Source organism: Paenibacillus jamilae, from assembly GCF_050482105.1.
In the GTDB taxonomy this organism is placed as follows: Bacteria; Bacillota; Bacilli; order Paenibacillales; family Paenibacillaceae; genus Paenibacillus; species Paenibacillus jamilae_B.
Map to the genome: position 1 here is coordinate 190,428 of NZ_JBCNHI010000016.1, position 22,256 is coordinate 212,683.

Sequence of the window (22,256 nt, forward strand, 5' to 3'; positions counted from 1 at the left end):
AAGTATTCAATTCAAAATATAAAAGCAAAAGGGCATATTTAACAATAACCCATCTTATGTATGTATCGGCCAGAATCGAGATTTTGTTTACAGAAAGAACCATCCCATGCGTTATTTTCAATGTATATTTCTGAAATTAATATGGAGAAGGGGATTGATCGGAACGGATTATGGATCGAATTGAATCCATCCTTGCTCAGAGTGAAAGCAGTTATTATTAATTTGAAGGGCAGTTTCCGTAATACAAGTAATTTTATTAAGCGGTTTGGATAATCGGAGTTTGTAGAGTTGGAATATACTTAGTCCGCAATCGAACTTATTAAAGAGCAAAAACCCACTCATTGAGCGTTTTTTTAAAATGGAGGCGAACCGTGAACGGTAAATCTAAAATTCGGCGTGTTGTAATGTTGAGAGTATTGGGGAAGGTGGCTTAGAATAAATCCATCTTTTTTAGATTACTACGATTATGTTCAGAACGCTCAGATTTGAATTTAATAAAATCTTCGTCTTGTATCTTAATTCTGTCTCTATAAATGAAGATATCATACTCTCTATCAAGCATATATAAACCATGTTTTAAATCAAAAAACTTGCTTGTTCCCTGTGGAATAATCAATGCTTTATAATCTATATCTTTTAATGTCACACAAAATACATTATCACTTGGATACTTTTATTTAGCATTATACTACCTTTCAAACTCTTCGTGAGAATGAAAATCCATAATTAGCTATACCCTCATTAGACTCATTGATAATTTCCTGAACTGACATTGTTAAATCTATTTTAGTTAGATAAATATTTTTCAATATATGGATATTTTAGCGAATCAATTATTCTATTAGATAGATAGTTCTTTTGATACTGGTCTAAATTTGTGTTTACAATTATAGTATCATTTTCTTTTCTAAATAGTTGATCTGTACCATTTTCCAAAAACACCATATCAGGATTGAAGCTCTTTAAAATCTTCCCAATAGTTTGAAATAAGACCTCCAGTCCTTCATAAAATGTTTTCCCAAACAATTGAACACTAATTTCCGTATTTATTTCCATGTCGTATTCTTCTCTTAAAAAATCAATGCTAGTAATATCTTCTGTTTCAATATCAATTGTGAAATATCTACAGCTAAGACGAGAAAAGTTTTCGTAATTAGTTACTTTATCTTTAACTGTCTTGCTTACTATGTTATAAATCGTTCTCTTTAATGCTTCAGGTCCTAAATTTGAAACTAAAAATAATTCACAGTCCATCTTACTTCTCTCCTCCAAATACTTTTGTAATTGTGCCATCTTTAACACTAATTAATTCTTCAAGTCTTTTTAGGTCACCATTCGGATTTGCTTTTCTTAAAATTGTTCCAGTAATTTCTGCAATTTTTTCATCTGGAAAGTTGTCTAAGTTGAGAACAATCCTTCCAGATTGGTTCTTTGTCTCTCCAGCTATTTCTTTTATTATACTTTGTACCTTACCATCTGGCTTAGGCGCATAACAATCGAATACTTTACCTTCGATTAAAAAATCTGGATTCGATCCTTCTTTAATTCCATAGCCATTTCCACCATCAATTTCATCCAACATCTTAATGTCATAACCTTTGTCAGCCAAGAAATCGGCTGTTTTATTTTGTTTCTTTATTCCACGCGAATCTCCTGCCCCATAATTACCTTTAGGTTAACTCCCCTTTGGCAATGAAGGTTCTGTCAGTTTAATATTACTAACAACGTCACCCGTTTCCTTAGTTCCGGGCGGCTTCTCGTTTGGTTTGCTCGGCTTCTGTGAGCCAGGTGTTCCTTCGTTCTTGCTTGACTTTCCGCCAGAAGGTTTAGACGGCGTTGAACTATTTGGGCCCTCGCTTTCAGACATTCGATAAAGGTCCTTAGCACTTTCCACACTATTGGATGCTCCGGTATACGTTACCGCTGTTCCGTCACAGCACCAACCGTTTCTACAGCTCCGGCTACAGTTGTCAAAGAATGTCCGATCACTTCACCTGTTTTACGCGCCATCGAATGATCTGAGGTATATTCCTTATTCATTAATCCGAACGAATAATCTTCTACAACCGCTGCTGCTGCTCTAGTACAGCTTCTCCACCCACATCTGCGGCATACTCCAACTCGTTCGCCATCTGCTTTGCCATAATGGCTTCATTTTCCGCATTCTGGAGCTGGACTGCCGCCATAAGATCCCACCAGGACTGAGATTCTTCCTCTTGCTTCGGCTGCGGCTGTTGAGCCATGTAACTGTCGTAGTTCGCCCTCCAGCGTTGTCTCAAATCTTCAGGAATCCGATGATATGCCTGCTTCCCTGGCTTGCTCGTCGGCCCAATGTTTGTGGATTGCCGCAATAAAGTTGAATGCATTATAAAAACCCACAATGACGAATTATGTCAAAGTGGGTTTGGTTCTACTGATACTTATCTTGATTATTTAAGTATTCCTCTAAAAACTGTCTGTTTCTCTCGCTTATAGGTAACAATCCTAAATGTTGATATTCAAAAATCATTTGTCGTTGAGTTGATGTTACTTTTGAGGCTATTATATCTTCATAATTATATTGAATTTTTAATTTACCGGGATACTTCAGTACTAAGGTTAAATTCGTCCACGCCTCTTGATCATTATCAATAAGTATTCTTCTTAGCTCTTCAAATTTGGATTGTAAGCCTAATAGCAAGTCATCATAAATCTTCTCACTTACACCATATCTTTCAGGAATATCATGAGAGTATATAAAATCTCCGTTCTCAGACGTATTAAAATAAAAGTATACGTTACTAGAGTCACCTAGTATTTCAGCATACAAATAAATCTCATGCCATTTGTCTTCAGGTATCATATCTAAAATATGCTCTGCAATTTGGGGATATAACTGATCCATTTGTTTCTCCATAGCTTTCTCAATCTCCATTTTGATTTTTTTATTGTGACTTTTTGAGTTCTGCCCCCATCAATTGACACATATAAAATTTACTAACCCTCTATCAAAAGGTTACTTTCCCTTCCCAACTCACTTAAAAGGAGTCAGACGTTTTAGCTTCTAAGAATCTTCTGCTACTTGCATCCCTTTTAACCCACATGTCATTTTTAAGACTGTAAGTTTGAGATCTATCTTTTACTGCTCCTTTTCTGTAGTCATTTCAGTATTTTTCGCCATACTAGTCCAATCCCTTACGTTTAATTGTCCATTATATGTACCTACTCAAACCCTATCAATAATTCTTTTGCAACGATACCGACGAAAGCGTCAAACTACGCCAGAGTCAGTATCGTTGTTTTTTTGATGTTTCCAGTAGATGTCGCATTTCATTACAATCTGTCAAGCTTTAAAAACACATGTTTAAAAGTAATACAATTAGATTCTTCTAAAGTAATCATCCTCTATCTCACCATCAAGATCATAAATGACTTCGTACTCCGCAAAGCTTGTATCTTCATACTCTAATCTAAGTTTAGCTGATATATACTTGTGCTCATCAATAACATACCAATAATTTATTACATATGAGACACTGTGAAAAACGATTTTAATCTTCGAGGTTTCTTTGTCACCAAACACCTCTTCATAATCCTCTTTTTCTTCTAATCTATAAACACTCATATAGTCTTCATAGCAGCTTATCGCCATATTTTTTATGTCATGTTTTAATAACCATTTTTCTAACTCCATTATACAACTGCCCCTTTAGTCTATATTTAATGCCTACCTTTACCGAATAAATCAAAAATTAATTCACCATTTTCTCCTTTGTATCCATAGATTCTATAATCCCCGTACTCAGTATTGGTTACTTTGATTTCATGTGTATATGTTTTACTTCCTATCTTAATACCCTTTCCTTTTAATATCTTGATTCCATTCTCCTTCTGTGCTCTTACAATACCTTTGTTAGCAGCTTTATTAAATGCATCTACACCCTTTTGGCCCCATTTTTTGCTCACGTCTTTCAGTGCTTTTTCTCCAATCGAAGCCTTAGAGTTAGCTGAATTAGAAGCGGATGCCCAATTCCCTTCTTTATTATTATAAGCTTCGGTTCTTTTTTCCTTACTATACTTGTTTCCGTTATTTGAAATATAATCTTTTTGATCCATACCCTCTGGTTTACTATCCCATCTAGGTTTATCTGTCCCCTTAGTTTCAGGAAGCTTCTCGTTTGGTTTGCTCGGCTTCTGTGAGCCAGGTGTTCCTTCGTTCTTGCTTGACTTTCCGCCAGAAGGTTTAGACGGCGTTGAACTATTTGGGCCCTCGCTTTTAGACATTCGATAAAGATCCTTAGCACTTTCCACACTATTGGATGCTCCGGTATACGTTACCGCTGTCCCATGTGCTCCCAAAAGGGCAGATTGTGCCATAGCCAGGACGCCTACAGGTGCCCCTACTCCTGAAGCTGTTACCAAACCACCTAAGAATCCTTCCGTCACAGCACCAACCGTTTCTACAGCTCCGGCTACAGTTGTCAAAGAATGTCCGATCACTTCACCTGTTTTACGCGCCATCGGATGATCTGAGGTATATTCCTTATTCATTAATCCGAACGAATAATCTTCTACAACCGCTGCTGCTGCTCCTAGTACAACTTCTCCACCCACATCTGCGGCATACTCCAACTCGTTCGCCATCTGCTTCGCCATAATTGCTTCATTTTCCGCATTCTGGAGCTGGACTGCCGCCATAAGATCCCACCAGGACTGCGATTCTTCCTCTTGCTTCGGCTGCGGCTGTTGAGCCATGTAACTGTCGTAGTTCGCCCTCCAGCGTTGTCTCAGCTCGGTGGGAATTTGCTGATAAGCATGAACTATAGTGTTCGATTCTTTCAGTAAGTTTTGAACGAGCTCCAGAGGACCACCGGAATGGGCCACATGACGTGCGCTCGTATATACTTTGCCTAAAATCCACTTGCTATAATAGGCTTGTTTCGCTTGCTCATGCTCATACTGACTAATCAATCCTTGAAGCGCCAGACCTGCCAAATGTTTTAACGGATGTACCCCTACTTCTTTAGACGCTCCCAGGGTAGGCGTTCCTTTGCTGCGAACAGGAATCGCTGCGGTTACTTGTGAAACCGTTGCCACCACTTTACCTGCTAGTCCACCCGACGTATTCAACATCACATTGGCCACTTTCCCTACTACTGGAATGGAGCCTAATAGCTTAGATACTGTACCCAGCAATGCGTTAGCCTGTTGAAGCGCCGCTGGACTTGTAACCCTTGCCGTAGGAGTAGAAGTTGTACTTCTAGAAGCAGCGTTAGCTGCTGCCGATTGCGCTGCCTCATACGCCTTAATATTCATCAACGGCGGCTCGGGTACAGGAGGGAGGTCAGCTACGAAAACCGGAGCTTTCACCGTACCTTCCTGATTAATCACTGGCGCTTTGGTGTCCATCTCACCATCTAGCACCATACTGCTGGATCCGCCTTTTAAGTATAGTGCGGTTCCAGCTTCCAGTGATAGTTCCTGACCTGCATCCAGCTTTACATGACCGCCTTGAATCCGTACATTCCCCGGACTGTTGACGGTGATGCCCGTATCATCATGCAGTGTAATCGAAAACCCATCGGAAGTGGACAGGATCAGTTCCTGCTCAGGCATTTTGATGCCACTACCTTGTACGTGTTCCCATGCCTTCACATCTGGCTGTCCATTAGCGTGGCGATGTTGTCGCAAGGAATCTGCCACATACGCTTCCTGTTCACGGTGTGTAGGCAGATACAGCTCCACTTGTTCCCCAACTTCAGGCATGTCGTACCAGCCACTATGTTCTTCCGCGACATAACGGGTAGCTACGGGAAACCAACAAGCTTTAGCTGGGTCTTGCTTCGGATCTATTTCCAGTTGAAGTTGTACGAAATCCTGTTGTACCTTCAGCACCGTTCCCGTGAGTGAAATCCCGATAGCTTGATCGTTTTCATACCGAGCATAATGAATATTCTGTTCGGCTTGGAGATCATAACGAGTTTGGAGTAAACCGTCCTTTAACTCTGTCACTGCCCGAACAACAACCAGTTCTTTATCTTGTCCGATCGGTAACGTGATCAAGTCACCCAGTGCATAGTATTGCAGACTTTCAATCGTGTAGGTGACATACGCGCCAGCACGTTCCCCTGATTTTCCTGTATCTAACTCATGAAATGTTTTCCGTACCCTATAAAATACATCTCGCTCCACCTTATACTGCTTGCCTTCTGGCATCCCAAAGAAAATCTTAGGTGATGCAGCCGTGATCTCCGGTACAAGTACCGAACCAAAGCGAGAGACAAGACGCTTTAAAAAGGTCCAATCGGTTTCTTCATATTGTAAAACAAAAGTACCTAATTTAGCATAATTAGTCACCGTATCAATGGCATCCCCATACATATACTTCCGAACCATTGTAGTGACCAGATCATCATAAGTACGGTGAATATCCTGATAGGAGCGCCTTTTCTTCTTGATATCCATTTGATAGGAATGCGAGGCCGCCTCCAGTTCAAAAGTGTATACTCCCCGTATGCAGTGCACAGACATGCGTGTAATTAACCCATGAAATAAACATCTAAGCGACTGCCCTTGCTCATCTAACTGACGTATAACAATCGGTTCCTGCTCCATGTCCTGTCCAACACACGCGGCCCCCTGTTCTTCCGACAGCATCCCGCTCACATACAGGTATGCATGATCGTTAACGGCCCTGGTAATTCGCAATTGTTCCATATGCTGAGGTTGAAAAGGACCGTATAAGCGTAGACTTTCATACCCTATTCCGTTTTGCAGTACGTCCAAATGCTTTCATATCTCCTTTCCTGCGGCACAAGGCACGTTCGCGGGCCACCTTGTGTTTACATGTGTTCGTAGCTATCACACCATTCAAACATGAGGTTAATAGGTTATTTTTAACAGCAAACCATTCTTATGTATGTATCGGATAGAATAAAGATTTTGTTTACAGAAAGCCCCATCCATTCTGTTATTTTGAATTAACATGGCTAACAAATGAATGCATGAAGCTCCCCAAAACCGTCTTGCCCCTAAAAGAAAAGAAATATTAAAATAGCGAATCACATTCACATTGGTTCTACCTAGTCCCAAAAGAGTGAACTTATTGAAGCCAACTATTATTTCCTTTGCTTCAAAGCATATCGCTAAAGAGGACGTTGGACTATCAAGAAGTGCTTTGTGCATGGGAAATTTTCAATAAGATTTCTTAGAAAATATGAGGCGTATCCGCATGTAAAAAGAGTGGATATTGTAGCGTGGAATCGCTTGATTAATGACTGATTTCTAAACAATAAATGATAATAAAAAGCCACCAACCAGAAACACTGGCTGATGGCTTTCTTGTCTTACTCAAATGGAGGCGAGGGGAGTCGAACTGTTGTCCTTAACTTATTAATTGGTTTTAACTTGTACTAAATGGTACCAAGAAGCCTTTTTCAGAAAGGTTTTAACGGTGTTGATTTGTTAGTTGGTGTTTATTAATTTTATTTGGAATCAAAGTGATTTACCCCTCTTGGCTACACCTTGGCTACATAAAATCGAGGGGATTCCAAAGCAAAGCACGTTAAAAATTATTTGAGTCTAATCTGTATCTTAATTTCTTCACTTTAAATACATCGAAAAAATATCCATCACATTGTCTAAACCATCAAATAACTCCTGAACAGTTAAACTTTGCTGAGAATAAGTTTTAGGGGCAAAAGATATTTGATCATTTTGATTTATTAGGAAGTAGTCATTAGGCAAATCAAAGGTCTGAATGATTTTTTCGATATTTGAATTGTAAACAGATGGATTAGTTATTTCTCCATTCAAAATATGGTCAATAGTGAGGCGAGATAAACCTGTTTGTTTAGATAATGACAGTTTCGAGTATCCCCTTAAACGTATAAACACAATCAAATTTTGGGTGATGATTTCTTTGTACTCGTAAAATCCAGTCCTCATCTTGTTCTCCTTACCCTTCCTTGCATTTAATATTAAAACATACTACTTTATATTTTTCCGTACGCTCCCTAATTCCTCTTGTAGCGAACGCTTCATACCTTTAAGAAGTTTTTTCATTCTCTTATTTCTATACATAAATGTGTCATGCATATCAGATTGATAGATAGAAATTAGGTAATCCATGATTTTCAATTGGATCTCACATGACTCAATAACTAACTTATAGCATCTTTTTTCTGTTCTTGCATCAAGGAAATCCTCACCTTCCACCGTCACGACAAGCTCAAATAACTTACTGAAAACAAAGACAACAAATAAGCGAATTAACAATGGATTGTTGTTCTTATCGATGGTGAAAGTGTTGTCCTCAATATAACAGTCAATTGTCCCAAAATTGCAATGACTAAAACGAGAAAGAATCTCATAAAAGGGCGTGTAGTAAACTTTATCAAGTCCCGTCTTAAATGCACTTGGATTTTCCTGCTTCCCTACTTCTTCTTTCTCTCTATTCAAAATCCTACCATCCGATTCCACTAATATAGCGAATACCAAATTTTCTAAGCGTAAGCATGTGTAGTGAAGTAGTTTTGTTATATGCTGTAAAAGCCTCTTGTCTTATTATTTCCGCTGAAACCAGCTCATGAATATGGTCTAAGAAGACTGAGTACGTATTTGTTATTCCTAAAGCCTTCGCATATGCAAAGAGCTGTTTCATTACAATGACCTTATTTCCTAAACTATAAATGATACTCAAGTAAATCCTATGTTGCTGACATATCGCTTCTTTTTCGTTATTAGTCATTCTCCCGCCTCCTTCTAAACCCGTATTGTTTCATATTCACATTTCATAATCTCTACATATACTTCTTTCGACAGCAACTCTGTTACTCCGTAGTTGTTCGTAATCGATTCATAAACAACCTCTGCATTCTGGTCGTTAATATAAGAACCATCAGGAAACGACAGTAAACCCCTATCAAGCATCTGTTCATATCGATTAGCCTCTTCTACTCTGTTTATTTTTAATTGCTCTATCTTGCTTATGAATTGTTCCCTCAATTCGGATTCCGTCTTCCATGTACGTTGCTGTTCTTCAGGTAAGCTAAAATACTTTCTGGCTAATGCTAAATCATGCCTCGGACTTTGAGCGTGATAATGGTTATTCAAAGCCCATTGCTGTTTTGCAAGTTCTCTTCCGCCTTTGGCAAGCTTATAACACTCTTCTACTTGATTCCCCTGCTTATAACACACCTTTTCAACTAAGCCATCACGAACATAGTTTTTAAGTCTTGAGTCCGCAATTCCAACGCCGTTTAGCTGTTCTCTATTCGCATGCCCCACTCTGGACAATGCTGTAAATGCTAATCTGTCACGATTGAAGAATTGTGTGATATACGGTTTTGAACGTCTTGCCATTTGATGCACCTCCTCTTTTTCACTTTATTTTGGTATCAGGTAATTTGGATGGGCTGGTAACAGGACATGCATATTACCTGATACTTGGACAGTCAAGGACTGGACAACATGCCTCTGTCTCTGCAAGAGACATTGGACAGCGGAGAGCTGTCCAAATGCCTTTAGGGACGAAGTGAACGGCACTCCGTTCCAAAGTGAGCGGCAAAGCCCGAACGGTCGCCACAGGCGATTGTAACGGAGTGAATGGAGCTTCCAGTTGAACCAAACCCAACGGGTGAAGGTGAGACGGAAGACTCCCCGTGAACGAAGTCCCTCTTCCCGCTATTCCCTCGTCCCATTGCTACAATTCTATGAGATGTAGGAAAATCTTATTGATTTTGACGATCGCTCCATGTTTACGATACTGTACCACGTCCCTCTTTTTGCATATTGCATTATAGATACGAATCATTGAATTATTCATTAGAGTCCACTACGTTAACCAAAATAAAATGGATTCCGAATACACATATCTCGACTTAAAATTACCTCATCGTTTTTCTCCACGAGAAGCGGATTGATTCCCAATGCTTCTAATCTTTTTATATTCTCTTTGATTACATATGAGCTGTAGGCAGGTTTCAATTTGCATCCTGGTTTTTTCCTCTTTAATGACTTGATCCCATCGAAACCAAGCTTCATTACATCTGTAAGGAATTTTCTTACCTTTGTTTTTTCCTGCTCTTTCAATCCGCTTCGTTTTATTATTTTGAAAGCTTCAGCCTTCGTATAAAAATTACCAGAATGAAATATCGGCATAATATTATTCGCCATGTACTTAATCCAAAAATCGTGATTGAAGTAATTGCCCATTTTTTTGTCTAACCTATAATGTCTTTTCATGTAATTCATATGCCGATTTAATAGACGTACTTCTACCCGTAAGACATCTTTTTCATATTTCTTTATGACTTTACATTTATCCTGACGCTCGGCTTCTTTATCATAGACACAGATAACAATCGATTTTGAATTGTAATACAAAGTCGTGCCGTATATATTTCTCTTCACCTTATATCCAAATCGATCAATCGACTTCTTCAAAAGATCTAACACAACCTGCCGCTCCGCAGCATCAGCAATTACGGCATCGAATCGATAGTCAATTCGGCAAAGCGTAAATTCCTTATCGTTTTCACCAAGAACAAAATAAAGATATGCATCCAGTGCTTTTTGAATAGTAGACAAATCGTTCTCCAAGACGATGCCTCTCCTTAACAATTGAACTACATCAATTGTCGTAAATAAGTACCATGTACCGAACTTATTTGTAATATCAGTATCGAATACTTCTTCAAATTGACCATCAATAATTTCATGCACCAACGCTATGTCCTCTTTAAATCTTCGCTTTACACCAACTACCTCTTCATCAGATAACTGCACAAAAAGTCTTGCCGTATGAATCATGTGGATACCAACTCCTTCTTTATAATAATTAAATTCAATTTCAAAAACAGCTTAAAGCCAATTGCCGCAAGGAATTTTCAGCATTTCAATTGCTATTTTTTTAGCGATCCGAACATCATTTTTTGTCCCTCAGACAGACCATTTTGAGGTCAAATTATATAATAGTCAGTCCGATGCCAATATTAATCAATTAACGGTGACTAATGCTGTTCAACAAAAAAAGATAACTCATAAGTTTCAATCTGAGTTATCTGTAACAATCAAAACAGTCGAACACTATCGAACCACTTTTTGGCCAAAACAACTTGCTTATCATTTATAGTAATGACATAAGGCTTACCACCAAGGAATAATAAACGGGAGTGATATAAAGTGGAGAAAAATTATGAATTGCTGACAGTTGACGAGGCGAGAAGCATCCTACGGGTCGGGAGAAATGTTATGTATGATCTGATCAATAACGGTGGCGTACCACACGTTAAGATAGGTAAACAAAACAGGATACCGAGAGCTGAACTCGAACTATGGATCGAACAACAAATTATCACTTCATAAAAAAAACCCTCCATACGTGGGTTTTTTTCACATGTCAATGCCACTCTGATTGCATTGACAGTTCTCATATGCATTTGTCGATCCGCTGTGCTCATTTTACTGATTTGCAACAATATGACCTACCAATGATCGGACAAGTAGTTCTATTGATAAATCTTGATTAGGCGTGCGATATTCCCCATGATTATCAATATCTGAAATTATAAGAGCACATTTATCATATAATTGTTCTTGAACCATCTTTACCATAAAAAGCTCAGCCCGTTCTTCGTAATTAGCAGGTTTCTTAGTCCTTGGAAACTCCATATACTCCTCAAGTGGCTTAAATAGCATTCCTTTTCGATCTAATCCACCTTTATTTTTAACATGGTCACTCATCACATATATATATCCCAAAAATGGACGAGATACACCAAAAGCACCATGCTCAAATGCTTTTAATAAATCATAACTGCTACCAACAGCTTCCTCTGTTCTGTTATTAAGATTATTTCCTACTGAACCATGCATTGACTTGAATTCAATAACTGCGAGGAGTTTTTGAGATCCGTCTGAGTACCTTTTAAGGACAACCATATCCCAATCTTTTGACATTCTAAAGTAACCAGGAAGTTTAGCTGATCTCCCCATTACAATCTCACTCTCTGTAATGCCGTTCAAATCTAAAATATACCTTAACATATCTGAAAATCCATCCATTGTCTGACCATTAAGAACTCCATTAGTTCTTACGCCCCAAAATGCTTTTAAGGCTTCCTGAGTCATAATTTGAATCTCATTTGCTTCTGGCATCCACAAATCAAAGCCACCTCATTTTATTGGACGAGATCTTGTATGATTAGCAATTCCTCGTCACTCAAATTAAACAAGCGTTGTGCAATATGATCAATCCCTACAAAATCTTTTTCTTGATGAAGTCTCTTTAGATTATACACATCATTTTCAGATACATCGGAAGGAAGTCGAATTTTTTTTAGATACTGTGCTTGATATCTCAAATAATCTCCACGCATTTTTGTGGCATAGGACCAAATAAAAAACTTCACTACCGAACTGACCAAAATTGCTTGTAATGCATCGATATCCCACGAACCCGCTGTAACATAGTAAAGACTATGTTCTGGATAATATTCGCCTTTATCTTTAACAATCAAATTCTTGGATTTAATGTCTGGTATAAGTAACTTTTGTTGTTCTAACCTTTCAGGAAAGATTCGATCAATTGTCTTGTACCATTTGGTAGGATTACTTTTAGCTGTACTTCTTGATTTTAGAAGTTCCTCATGCTTAATAAGATGTTTTTTTAATTTGGGATAATCATCAAGACTAACCAACGAGCCATCCTCAAGATATGGGTTTATCACATAATACCCTCGCCATTCAATAATCCCCTTGGCAATGTCATCTTTTGTAACTACTGGAAGAAGGATATCTGGCTCGATATCAATTTTATTTGGATTAATAACGTAGACATCTTTAGCACCAGTAGCTACTCCAATACCTACGTGGATAAAATGTGGTGCATCCGTTATTACTGGGTGCTCTTTTTCCAATTTATTTAAAATTAACTGTGCATTTTTCCCATTAACAATCCATGGATCTGTTCCTTTAAACCATTCATCTATTTTATGTGTCTCCACATCTCCAGTGGTTGGTTGTTTTCCATATAGCAAATAATTTTTTGCTGTATCTAAATAAGAGTTCGTTACACAATCCATCCTTAATGTTCTACCTGCCCCTCGTTGGGCATTTTCTATTGTAAAAATACATGGGTAGGCTGATACTTCCTCCACGAATGGTTGCGAATTATGAATATCCATGAAATGTAATACCCGAAAATTATCATTTATGAAATTACGAATCTTTTTACCATATTGGTTTTTCGTAAATCGATCAGTGCATATAAAATTTAATTTACCACCGCTATCTAACAACTCAAGGCTATGCTCTATGAAGGCTACATATATGTCTGCTCGATCAAAGAGTGTCTTGTACAGATTTCGATACTTCTTCTCTAATCCATCTTCTACGTTTTCAATTCTTATATATGGTGGATTTCCAACAATGTAGTTATATCTTTGAACTACTGGCTTGTTCCAAAGCAAAAAATTTTCATTAATAACCCACTCTTTTACTAATTTCTCGCTAACATTATCCGACAAGCCTCTATTACATAAAAGTTTTTTGAAATTATCACATAATGTAGAATATTTATTGGAATCGATTTCGATCGATGTTATTGCTTTAGAAAGTATACTAAAGATCTTTTTATCATTACTGAATACTTCTTTCCCATGATGATGTTCTGTAGAATCTAATAGACGATCAACAGCCTCTACTAAAAACGCACCCGCTCCAGTTGAAGGTTCAAGCAAGGATTGGTTAAATAAAGGCTTATCAATTGTGTAGCCCACTAAATCAAGAATGAGGGATACGATTTCAGGCTTTGTATAATAAGACCCACTCCGTTTTTTGTCTATCAATTCAAGCAAAATGTTACCCCTTTCGTTTCACAAAATGGCTATTTACTTACATGTTATTTTACCACATGACAGACTGTCTAATACTAACCTTCACGACTTTGGAATGATATGTGAAAATTATGTTTTGCTATACAAAAATTCTTATTTCTTTTTTATCCGGCTCTGTTAGACGGTGACAATGATTTTTACTGTAGTAACGGACGGATATTAAAAGAGAAATTATTAAGACGGGGTACTACCGGAATTGTAGCCGTAGGAGTATTACCTCCTGGTAAGACACTTAAACAACAAAGAATATGTTATTATGGTGATTAAAATATACAAAGCCCATTAATTAGGGAAGAGAGTGATGCAGGTGAATTGGTCTGTGTTAGGGTTCGGAAGACATAAAGGAAAAACCTTGCCGCAAGTGTTATTTATTGATCCGGATTGGTTTTTCTGGGCTTACGAAAAAGATGTATTGAAGGGGAAAATACCAGAAAGTGAAATACAGGATGTGTACGAAAAATCCCGTAATATCAAGATACCTCAAAAAAATTACCATGCCGAGTTTGTCTATGATGGCATTCGAGGTGTATTTGCAGACCTGAATTTGGTGCCGGAAGATAGACCAAAACATGTCGGATCAAGCATAACCCAGCGTTTGGATAGAATTGATATGGCTTTGATTCGATATGCTAAAAAGTATGATAAGCGGGGATACGAATTACTAATCCCCAGTTTGAAGAATATTTTGTTTGGAAAAAGCAGTGCTCGAATCTCAAAAGAAAGAGCTGAAAAGTTCTTTGACAATTCAGATAACTTTATAAATAAAGACTTATAAAAAAAGAATTTTTGCAGATCAATATTAGGAATGAAACCTTCTTGTATCATCAACACTAAATAGAATAAACTATCAGGCTATTAACAAGAAGTATTGATCGAACAAAAGCCCTTCAGAAGAATGGAGAGCTTATTTTTATGCATTTAATGCAATACTCATAGCATTGACAGTTTTCTTGTGCGTTTTATCGAACCGATGTGTATATATTTTTTCCGTAGTCGCTATATCGGAATGGCCAAGGAGTTCTGAAATCGCCTTAATATCAACTTTTTGATCGTACAATATACTTGCCACAGAATGTCTCAAATCATGAAACCTTAGGGGAGGTAAATCATTCTTTTCCAAAAACATCTTGAATTGTTCAGTAACAGTATTAACTCTATAGAGCTCACCATTGTCTTTCGTGTAAACATAATCTAAATCTACGTATTCATTTTTCAAAATGCTTTTATAATATTTTTGTTTTTCTTTATGTCTGATTAGCACTTCAAGCAACTCATCAGGAATAAACAATCTTCTTTTACTTTCTTCAGTCTTAGGTTGCTTAATAATTTCCTGCTTACCTGCGGATGTCCGTACTTCAACAATACTTATGATTCGATCATCTAAATCAATATTTTTCCATTTCAGCCCGATAACCTCTTCTCTCCTAAGTCCTAAGTAGCCCGCCAAATATACCGCAACTTCTAACTTTTGATCACGCACTTTTTCAAACAATACTTTCAGTTGTTTTATAGTATAATATTTCGCCTCAAAGTTTTTCTTCTTAGGAAGCTCAACCGCGTCAGCAACATTTCGATGCACAAATTGATGTACAGAACCGAATTTGAGGCATTTTCGCAAACAAGCATGGTGCTTGATAACTGTGTTCGGGGATAATCCTTTTACATCCATCAAGAATTTATAATACTGCTGTATATGAAATGATTGAAGTTTCTGCAATTCAAGCTCTTTGAAGTAAGGAACAATGTGCTTATTAATGATGTTTGTATATCCGTACTTCGTAGTTTCTTCACAGTTGTATTTCACATAGTTTTCCATCCAATGTTTAATAAACTCAACCAAGGTCATCCTATTCGGAGTAACTAACAAATTTCGCTGCTTGTTATAATTAAACTCTGTTAGAGCTTTTTCAGCCTCCTCAAGTGTCTTGTAAGTTTTGTAGTGTCTATTCCTATGACCATTAATAGTTCCATGATCAAATGTTGCTCTATAATTGCCTTTTTCCGTTTTAATAATACCTTTCATCATTTTTTAACCCACCCTTTTTGTCTTATTGATAAACAATTTAGAACAAAAACGTGCGTTCGTAAATAGTAAAAGTGTCGAACCACGTTAGAACCACGGTAAACACTTGACCGTACAGGAGTCCTGAATCCAATTACAAATTAACATAAAGAAAGATATTGTAACAATAAAAACCCAGTAGCCATCTGGCTACTGGGTTTTTAAAAATTCAATATAGATATTACAGTGGATACTAAATGGCTACAATTTTAGACGAGATAAGCAAAAAACCCGCTCATTGAGCGGGTTTTCAGTATGGAGGCGAGGGGAGTCGAACCCCTGTCCGAAGATAACGACACATAAGCTTCTACGGGTGTAGTCACAGTTTTGATGTCACCCGAGTATCGCCCCGTAACCGGCTATACGTTGGGTCAGCCTGATTGTCTTCTTCAGCACACCCCAGGCGGAGATGTGGCAGCGTATCCCACTATAGGTTAGCCCCTACATCCGGCACATGGGCGATGCTGGAGAGGAGCACGCTCACAGGTTATTAAGCTGCGAAAGCGTAGTTGTTTTGTTGTTTGCCGTTTAATAGGCTTTAGCGTTGATGAAGTGGACGCGTCCCCACTACCCGCTACCCATGCTCGAACTATCCCCGTCGAATCCATAAACGCCCCCTTATTATAAAAGGGCTCCACGGATAAATCCGGAAATACCGGAGCATAAGTGCATAATATCAAAAGCTGAATCCTAAGATTCAACATTCAAACCAAGTTAAATCAAGATGCATTGAAAACTTACTACTTCGTTAGTATAACATATTACATGTCATAACGAAACGGATTGAAGCCATTATAGCTCGATAAAATAGCACCATTACAGGAACAAGTAACTTATCCACGTAATTTGTACCATTCTAATCAGCAGACAGTTTATCTCGCAATTTTTTGCTTCTCTCGCAGAGCACGTTGGATATCACGCTGTGCATCACGTTTGGCAGCTGTCTCTCGCTTGTCATACTGCTTTTTACCTCTACCCAGTCCAAGCAGCAGCTTGGCATAGCCGTTGCGAACATAAATCTTGAGCGGCACGATGGTGTAGCCTTCCTGTTTGGACAGACCAATAAGCTTGCGGATCTGCTCTTTATGCAGCAGCAACTTACGCGTGCGTGTCGGATCGGTCGGATTGTTACGATTACCTTGTTCAAAAGGGCTAATATGCATATTGTGAATATGAATTTCACCATTACGGATCGTAGCAAAAGCATCGCTTATATTAGAGCGACCATTCCGCAGAGACTTAATTTCCGTTCCCGTTAACACCATGCCCGCCTCGTAGGTGTCCTCAATAAAATAGTCATGGGAAGCTTTTTTGTTCTGGGCGAGCACTTTCCCGTCTGCCTTCTTACCCATGAATACCACTCCTTCTAAATAACTTAATTCAATCTAGAAACCCAGCTACAAAGAGCTATCCTAGAAATATATTGTAACAAATTTCAGATGGTAAAAGCAAGAAAGGCCAAGCCTTCTACATTTTTACTCACACAAACAGCACACTAAAATCAAGCGGCTTCTATCCATTACTGCAGACAGAAACCGCTCATATACCTAAGCCTCCATAAGCATCATCCACTGCTCTTGAGAAGCTCCAGTCTCCTAAAAAGAAAGTTATCTCAGCCTATTTCTTCTTTTTCCGTACAAATGCAGCGGTGCTATTCCCGCCGTTACCGCCCTTTTTTTTCCGCTTACGACGTGCTGCACCTTCATTGGCTGGTCTGGCCTCACTACCTGGGGTAGCTGCATCTCCAATGAATATCCCGCTGGCAGACGTCTTTTTCCGTCGCTTACTTGTACCGGCTGCTGGCGAATTGTATCCGCCCTTGCCACTACCAAAGCTGAAGTTGCCAGTCGAGTCCGTTCCGGCACCGTTTCCACCACCACGGCCTGCACGGCCTGCTATGCTGATACCTCCGTTGCTGCCGCCCTCTTTGGGCTTCCCAGCCGCCTCACGGCCGCTTTTACGCTCTCTTCCAGCCTTGTCCTTACCGCCCTTGCGGTCACGTCCTTCTCGGCCTCTGCCTTTACCATGACCTTCGCCACGTGCAAAATCTCCGCGCTGTCCCGGCCCCCCCGTCCGTTCACGGCGTTGCCGTTGCTTCATATCGACGAGCTCAAAGTCAATCGTATAGTCCTCCATATTTACGCGCCCAACACGAACCTTAACCTCATCCCCAATGCGGAATACCTTGGAGGTGCGTTCGCCAATTAAGGCCATATGCTGCTCATCAAAGTGATAAAAGTCGTCCGTAAGCGCACTTAGACGGGTCAGGCCCTCGACTGTGTTGTCCAACTCAATGAACATCCCAAAGCTGGTTACACTGCTGATAATTCCTTCGAATTCCTCGCCGACCTTATCCAGCATATATTCAGCCTTTTTCATTTGCTCCGTATCACGTTCTGCATCCACAGCAACACGTTCACGCTCGGAAGACTGCTGTGCAATATCAGGCATACGTGCAGTCAAATATTCCTGTCTCTCAGCAGTTAAAGCCCCGCCATTCTCCAATACCTCACGAATAACACGATGAATCACCAAGTCTGGGTAACGACGAATTGGCGATGTAAAATGAGAGTAATACTCCGCAGCCAGTCCAAAATGTCCTGTAGACTCCGCATCATATTTGGCCTGCTTCATCGAACGCAGCATCATCGTGCTAAGCACCGTTTGCTCCTTCGTACCTTGGATGTCTTCTAGTAACGTTTGGAGTGCACGCGGATGAATAGAATTTCCTCGACCTTTAATGTGATGCCCAAAATTAGCTGCGAAAGCCATAAAGTTTTGCAGCTTCTCTGGATCGGGGTCCTCATGAATCCGGTACAAGAACGGTACCTTAAGCCAGTGGAAATGTTCGGCTACCGTTTCATTGGCCGCGAGCATAAACTCTTCGATAATTTGTTCGGCTATCGTACGATCCCTTTTCACAATATCGACAGCTTTGCCTTCCTCATCTACAATCACTTTGGCCTCATCAAAATCAAAATCAACCGCACCGCGGCGCATCCGATTCGCACGCAGTTTCAGTGCCAAATCCTTCATCGTACGGAATACATCAACCAGGTCCTTGTACCGTTCCATCAGTTCTGCATCTTCCTCTTCGAGGATTTTGCGAACGTTCGTATAGGTCATTCGTTCCTTAGTTTTAATCACGCTGGTGAAAATATCATGCTTTACGACCTTCATATGCTCATTGAATTCCATCTCACAGGACAAAGTCAGTCGATCCACCTGAGGATTCAACGAACAAATTCCGTTCGAAAGTCGATGTGGGAGCATCGGAATAACGCGGTCAACCAAATACACACTACAACCGCGGTTATATGCCTCCTGATCCAGTTTGGAGTTTTCACGCACATAATACCCTACATCGGCAATATGAACGCCCAGACGATAGTTCCCGTTCGGCAAGCGCTCTACATTGACCGCATCATCGAGGTCTTTGGCATCCTCGCCGTCAATGGTAACAATGATTTTATCGCGCAAATCACGCCGTCCCTGGCGTATAATCTCTTCTTCCGTAATCGCATCAGGAGCCTGATCCGCTTCCGCCATCACTTCATCCGGAAAAGCTTCTGGAAGCTGATGCTTGCGAATAACGGACAAGATGTCGACGCCCGGATCATCCTTATGACCCAGCACCTCCAGCACTTCGCCTTCCGCCGCTGCACGTCCTTCCGGGTAGCTCACAATACGCACGACGACCTTTTGCCCGTTCACAGCTCCGTTGAAGCTGTCCTTAGGAATGAAAATGTCCCGGTTAATACGTTTATCATCCGGCAAAACAAATCCGTATGCTTCGTGGCTCTGAAACACACCGACTACCTGAAGCACTGCGCGCTTCACGATCCGCACAACTTCGCCTTCTAATCGGCCACCCGCAGGTCCCTTTGACGTCACTCTTACCAGAACCGTATCACCATTCATTGCACTCTTTAAGTCGTTGGCATGAATGTATACATCCGGGTGCTCCCGGTCCTCTGGAATCAAAAAAGCAAAGCCCTTGGCATGGGCCTGCAAACGCCCGCGTTGCAAATCCATCCGCTCTGGAACACCATAACGGTTTGTGCGGGTCAGCAGAATTTTCCCGTCTTCCTCCAATGCGTTCAAGAGCTTAAGGAATTCACGAAACTCCTCTGCATCCTTAATGTCAAAATGTTGCTCCAGCTCCTGGTATGTCATAGGCTTGTATGCGGTCTCGCGCATGAAATCAAGTAGTTGTTGCTCTGTTATCATAATTTTGTCCACCTCGGGTGACCTTTAATTTTCAGTAATAAATCCGCGTGTTCCTTGTTCCTGATACAAGGCTCTTCATATACTCATACCCTAGTATACACGAATTTAATCGACGGCATCCCTGCCTGTCCAAAATCCAAAAAAGCCCCCGTTTCCCGTGAAACGAAGGCTTAAGGTTTATATTTATCTTATTTTGCGAAAAATGCAACCAAAACGGCAATGATCATAAAACATCCACCCAAAACAGCAGTTACACGTTGTAAAATCAAATCCATACCGCGAGCTTTTGTCTTGCCGAACAGATGCTCAGCACCGCCAGAGATGGCACCGGACAAACCTGCACTTTTCCCCTTTTGCAGTAAAACAACCGCAATAACAGCAATCGAGAACACAACGAGCAGCACTTTCAAAAAGATTTCCATGAAAAATCCCACCTCCTGAGCTTATACATCTGTTTTGCAAAACAACACAGCCTCTTTTATGAAAACATGCACATATCATGTTATAAATAGCCGGAAATTAACGCAAAACACTATTTTCATTCTACCACAGCTTCCAGTAGATAACAACAGCTACAACAAGACACTTAGCTATTAAGCCTTTGTAGATAATAGATGTATTATTCATAACAAAAAACAGACCTGCTTGCATAAAGCCAGCAGGTCTGTTTTATTCATGCGTAAAGGCTTCGGGCGTCAGACTTCATGATCATAAACCATAGGTCTAAGACGCTGTCAGCAATTTTCCGCAATATTATTTTTTCAGGTTGTAGAAGGATTTCAGGCCGTGGTATTGAGCCAGTTCGCCCAGTTGATCCTCAATGCGGAGCAATTGGTTGTACTTCGCAATACGGTCAGTACGGGAAGGAGCACCAGTTTTGATTTGGCCTGCATTTGTTGCAACAGCGATATCAGCGATTGTGCTGTCTTCGGATTCACCGGAACGGTGAGAGATTACAGCTGTGTATCCTGCACGTTTAGCCATTTCGATAGCATCGAATGTTTCAGTCAGCGTACCGATTTGGTTTACTTTGATCAGGATAGAGTTACCGATGTTTTCTTCGATACCTTTAGCCAGACGCTCTGTGTTAGTTACGAACAGGTCGTCACCAACCAATTGGATTTTGTTACCCAATTTTTCAGTGAGCAATTTCCAACCTTCCCAGTCATCTTCGGAGCAACCATCTTCGATGGTGATGATTGGGTATTTATCAACCCAAGAAGCAAGCAGGTCAACGAATTCAGCAGAAGTGAAGGATTTGCCTTCGCCTTCCAATGTGTATTTTCCATCTTTGAAGAACTCAGTGGAAGCAACGTCCATACCGAGGAATACGTCAACGCCTGGTTTGTAACCAGCTTTTTCGATTGCTTCGATAATAGTGGACAGAGCTTCTTCGTTAGATTTGAAGTTAGGAGCAAAACCACCTTCATCACCAACAGCTGTGTTCAAGCCTTTGGAATTCAGTACGGATTTCAGGTTGTGGAAGATTTCTGCACCAACACGCAGAGCTTCTTTGAATGTAGGAGCGCCTACAGGCAGAACCATGAATTCTTGTACGTCAACGTTGTTGTCGGCATGAGCGCCACCGTTAACGATGTTCATCATTGGTACTGGCAATTGTTTAGCGTTGAATCCGCCCAGGTAAGTGTACAGTGGCAAGCCCAGAGCTTCAGCAGCAGCGCGAGCTACAGCCATGGATACAGCCAGAATTGCATTGGCACCCAGTTTACCTTTGTTTGGAGTACCATCCAATTTGATCATCAGTGTATCGATTTCTACTTGGTTGACAGCATCCAAGCCGATTACTTCAGGAGCAATAATTTCGTTCACGTTTTTAACAGCTTGCAGAACGCCTTTACCCAGGTAACGGGATTTGTCGTTATCGCGAAGTTCTACAGCTTCGTGAGCACCTGTGGAGGCACCAGAAGGAACGATAGCGCGACCAATTGCACCGGATTCCAGATATACTTCAACTTCAACCGTAGGGTTACCACGGGAGTCGAGGACTTCGCGAGCGTACACGTCAGAAATAATAGTCATTTGTACTTAATCTCCTTTGTAATTCATAATTTATTGGTCAAGCCTAT

Annotated in this window: 22 protein-coding genes and 1 other RNA gene; 3 read left to right on the forward strand and 20 right to left on the reverse strand. The window is 40.1% G+C overall.

From position 1 onward, the window contains the following. Window positions 1–120: 120 nt before the first annotated feature. Complete coding sequence (locus tag ABEW32_RS14565) at window positions 121–273, forward strand: hypothetical protein (protein WP_430188717.1); 153 nt, start codon at window positions 121–123, stop codon at window positions 271–273. A gap of 513 nt (window positions 274–786) precedes the next feature. Here the strand turns inward: ABEW32_RS14565 and ABEW32_RS14570 are convergent. The 12 genes from ABEW32_RS14570 to ABEW32_RS14625 form a co-directional block, all read right to left on the reverse strand. Beyond that, the gene (locus tag ABEW32_RS14570) at window positions 787–1,254 is read right to left on the reverse strand and encodes a hypothetical protein (RefSeq protein WP_430188719.1); all 468 of its coding nucleotides are present in this window, start codon (window positions 1,252–1,254) and stop codon (window positions 787–789) included. 1 nt (window position 1,255) lies between these two features. Further along, the gene (locus ABEW32_RS14575) at window positions 1,256–1,609 is read right to left on the reverse strand and encodes a CdiA C-terminal domain-containing protein (RefSeq protein ID WP_430188721.1); all 354 of its coding nucleotides are present in this window, start codon (window positions 1,607–1,609) and stop codon (window positions 1,256–1,258) included. Window positions 1,610–1,917: 308 nt separating this feature from the next. After that, window positions 1,918–2,040: a hypothetical protein gene (locus ABEW32_RS14580; protein WP_430188722.1), complete on the reverse strand. Its 123-nt coding sequence runs from the start codon at window positions 2,038–2,040 to the stop codon at window positions 1,918–1,920. 20 nt (window positions 2,041–2,060) lie between these two features. Then, on the reverse strand, window positions 2,061–2,366 hold the full coding sequence (locus ABEW32_RS14585; RefSeq protein ID WP_430188723.1) for a hypothetical protein: 306 nt from the start codon (window positions 2,364–2,366) through the stop codon (window positions 2,061–2,063). A gap of 44 nt (window positions 2,367–2,410) precedes the next feature. Beyond that, entirely contained in the window at window positions 2,411–2,896 is a 486-nt protein-coding gene (locus ABEW32_RS14590) for an antitoxin YezG family protein (protein ID WP_430188791.1), read from the reverse strand. 462 nt (window positions 2,897–3,358) lie between these two features. Next, window positions 3,359–3,673 carry a hypothetical protein gene (locus tag ABEW32_RS14595; protein ID WP_420539643.1) on the reverse strand — a complete coding sequence of 105 codons (315 nt, stop codon included), beginning with the start codon at window positions 3,671–3,673 and terminating at the stop codon, window positions 3,359–3,361. Window positions 3,674–3,699: 26 nt separating this feature from the next. Continuing rightward, window positions 3,700–6,765 carry a contractile injection system protein, VgrG/Pvc8 family gene (locus ABEW32_RS14600; protein ID WP_430188724.1) on the reverse strand — a complete coding sequence of 1,022 codons (3,066 nt, stop codon included), beginning with the start codon at window positions 6,763–6,765 and terminating at the stop codon, window positions 3,700–3,702. 816 nt (window positions 6,766–7,581) lie between these two features. Continuing rightward, window positions 7,582–7,926, reverse strand: a complete 345-nt coding sequence (locus tag ABEW32_RS14605; RefSeq protein ID WP_430188725.1) for a helix-turn-helix domain-containing protein — start codon at window positions 7,924–7,926, stop codon at window positions 7,582–7,584. Window positions 7,927–7,968: 42 nt separating this feature from the next. After that, window positions 7,969–8,439: a hypothetical protein gene (locus ABEW32_RS14610; RefSeq protein ID WP_430188727.1), complete on the reverse strand. Its 471-nt coding sequence runs from the start codon at window positions 8,437–8,439 to the stop codon at window positions 7,969–7,971. 4 nt (window positions 8,440–8,443) lie between these two features. Continuing rightward, window positions 8,444–8,728 (reverse strand): hypothetical protein, encoded by a 285-nt coding sequence (locus ABEW32_RS14615; RefSeq protein ID WP_430188729.1) that lies wholly within the window; start codon window positions 8,726–8,728, stop codon window positions 8,444–8,446. A 14-nt stretch (window positions 8,729–8,742) separates the two neighbouring features. Then, the gene (locus tag ABEW32_RS14620; RefSeq protein WP_430188730.1) at window positions 8,743–9,342 is read right to left on the reverse strand and encodes a hypothetical protein; all 600 of its coding nucleotides are present in this window, start codon (window positions 9,340–9,342) and stop codon (window positions 8,743–8,745) included. A 477-nt stretch (window positions 9,343–9,819) separates the two neighbouring features. Then, the gene (locus ABEW32_RS14625) at window positions 9,820–10,791 is read right to left on the reverse strand and encodes a phage/plasmid replication domain-containing protein (protein WP_430188731.1); all 972 of its coding nucleotides are present in this window, start codon (window positions 10,789–10,791) and stop codon (window positions 9,820–9,822) included. Between the two features lie 372 nt (window positions 10,792–11,163). Between ABEW32_RS14625 and ABEW32_RS14630 the strand changes: the two genes are divergently transcribed. Next, window positions 11,164–11,346 carry a helix-turn-helix domain-containing protein gene (locus ABEW32_RS14630; protein WP_400349268.1) on the forward strand — a complete coding sequence of 61 codons (183 nt, stop codon included), beginning with the start codon at window positions 11,164–11,166 and terminating at the stop codon, window positions 11,344–11,346. A 96-nt stretch (window positions 11,347–11,442) separates the two neighbouring features. Here ABEW32_RS14630 and ABEW32_RS14635 read toward each other — a convergent pair whose 3' ends face one another. Continuing rightward, window positions 11,443–12,138, reverse strand: coding sequence for a PaeR7I family type II restriction endonuclease (locus ABEW32_RS14635; protein ID WP_430188733.1), 696 nt, complete (start codon window positions 12,136–12,138; stop codon window positions 11,443–11,445). Between the two features lie 23 nt (window positions 12,139–12,161). Then, window positions 12,162–13,838, reverse strand: coding sequence for an Eco57I restriction-modification methylase domain-containing protein (locus ABEW32_RS14640; protein ID WP_430188734.1), 1,677 nt, complete (start codon window positions 13,836–13,838; stop codon window positions 12,162–12,164). A gap of 340 nt (window positions 13,839–14,178) precedes the next feature. On the opposite strand from ABEW32_RS14640, the gene ABEW32_RS14645 reads away from it, so the two are divergent. Beyond that, window positions 14,179–14,652, forward strand: a complete 474-nt coding sequence (locus ABEW32_RS14645) for a hypothetical protein (protein ID WP_430188735.1) — start codon at window positions 14,179–14,181, stop codon at window positions 14,650–14,652. Window positions 14,653–14,787: 135 nt separating this feature from the next. On the opposite strand, the gene ABEW32_RS14650 is transcribed toward ABEW32_RS14645, so the two are convergent. From ABEW32_RS14650 to eno, 6 genes are all read right to left on the reverse strand, one after another. Next, complete coding sequence (locus ABEW32_RS14650; protein ID WP_430188736.1) at window positions 14,788–15,903, reverse strand: site-specific integrase; 1,116 nt, start codon at window positions 15,901–15,903, stop codon at window positions 14,788–14,790. A 289-nt stretch (window positions 15,904–16,192) separates the two neighbouring features. Beyond that, window positions 16,193–16,557: a transfer-messenger RNA gene (gene ssrA, locus ABEW32_RS14655) on the reverse strand. A gap of 254 nt (window positions 16,558–16,811) precedes the next feature. Continuing rightward, window positions 16,812–17,291 (reverse strand): SsrA-binding protein SmpB, encoded by a 480-nt coding sequence (gene smpB / locus ABEW32_RS14660; protein WP_007428162.1) that lies wholly within the window; start codon window positions 17,289–17,291, stop codon window positions 16,812–16,814. A gap of 265 nt (window positions 17,292–17,556) precedes the next feature. Further along, window positions 17,557–20,169 (reverse strand): ribonuclease R, encoded by a 2,613-nt coding sequence (gene rnr, locus ABEW32_RS14665; RefSeq protein ID WP_430188737.1) that lies wholly within the window; start codon window positions 20,167–20,169, stop codon window positions 17,557–17,559. Between the two features lie 188 nt (window positions 20,170–20,357). Continuing rightward, a complete protein-coding gene (gene secG / locus ABEW32_RS14670) occupies window positions 20,358–20,591 on the reverse strand; it encodes a preprotein translocase subunit SecG (RefSeq protein ID WP_430188738.1) in 234 nt (77 codons plus the stop codon). Window positions 20,592–20,922: 331 nt separating this feature from the next. Continuing rightward, window positions 20,923–22,209, reverse strand: a complete 1,287-nt coding sequence (gene eno, locus ABEW32_RS14675; protein ID WP_142614130.1) for a phosphopyruvate hydratase — start codon at window positions 22,207–22,209, stop codon at window positions 20,923–20,925. Between the last annotated feature and the right edge of the window lie 47 nt (window positions 22,210–22,256).

Excerpts from the sequence above, each read along its gene's own strand:
- ABEW32_RS14565 (WP_430188717.1), top strand. The coding sequence starts at position 121 with ATGTATATTTCTGAAATTAATATGGAGAAGGGGATTGATCGGAACGGA.
- ABEW32_RS14570 (WP_430188719.1), bottom strand. The coding sequence starts at position 1,254 with ATGGACTGTGAATTATTTTTAGTTTCAAATTTAGGACCTGAAGCATTA.
- ABEW32_RS14580 (WP_430188722.1), bottom strand. The coding sequence starts at position 2,040 with ATGAATAAGGAATATACCTCAGATCATTCGATGGCGCGTAAAACAGGT.
- ABEW32_RS14585 (WP_430188723.1), bottom strand. The coding sequence starts at position 2,366 with ATGCATTCAACTTTATTGCGGCAATCCACAAACATTGGGCCGACGAGC.
- ABEW32_RS14590 (WP_430188791.1), bottom strand. The coding sequence starts at position 2,896 with ATGGAGAAACAAATGGATCAGTTATATCCCCAAATTGCAGAGCATATT.
- ABEW32_RS14595 (WP_420539643.1), bottom strand. The coding sequence starts at position 3,673 with ATGGAGTTAGAAAAATGGTTATTAAAACATGACATAAAAAATATGGCG.
- ABEW32_RS14605 (WP_430188725.1), bottom strand. The coding sequence starts at position 7,926 with ATGAGGACTGGATTTTACGAGTACAAAGAAATCATCACCCAAAATTTG.
- ABEW32_RS14615 (WP_430188729.1), bottom strand. The coding sequence starts at position 8,728 with ATGACTAATAACGAAAAAGAAGCGATATGTCAGCAACATAGGATTTAC.
- ABEW32_RS14620 (WP_430188730.1), bottom strand. The coding sequence starts at position 9,342 with ATGGCAAGACGTTCAAAACCGTATATCACACAATTCTTCAATCGTGAC.
- ABEW32_RS14625 (WP_430188731.1), bottom strand. The coding sequence starts at position 10,791 with ATGATTCATACGGCAAGACTTTTTGTGCAGTTATCTGATGAAGAGGTA.
- ABEW32_RS14635 (WP_430188733.1), bottom strand. The coding sequence starts at position 12,138 with ATGCCAGAAGCAAATGAGATTCAAATTATGACTCAGGAAGCCTTAAAA.
- ABEW32_RS14645 (WP_430188735.1), top strand. The coding sequence starts at position 14,179 with ATGCAGGTGAATTGGTCTGTGTTAGGGTTCGGAAGACATAAAGGAAAA.
- ABEW32_RS14650 (WP_430188736.1), bottom strand. The coding sequence starts at position 15,903 with ATGATGAAAGGTATTATTAAAACGGAAAAAGGCAATTATAGAGCAACA.
- smpB (WP_007428162.1), bottom strand. The coding sequence starts at position 17,291 with ATGGGTAAGAAGGCAGACGGGAAAGTGCTCGCCCAGAACAAAAAAGCT.
- rnr (WP_430188737.1), bottom strand. The coding sequence starts at position 20,169 with ATGATAACAGAGCAACAACTACTTGATTTCATGCGCGAGACCGCATAC.
- secG (WP_430188738.1), bottom strand. The coding sequence starts at position 20,591 with ATGGAAATCTTTTTGAAAGTGCTGCTCGTTGTGTTCTCGATTGCTGTT.
- eno (WP_142614130.1), bottom strand. The coding sequence starts at position 22,209 with ATGACTATTATTTCTGACGTGTACGCTCGCGAAGTCCTCGACTCCCGT.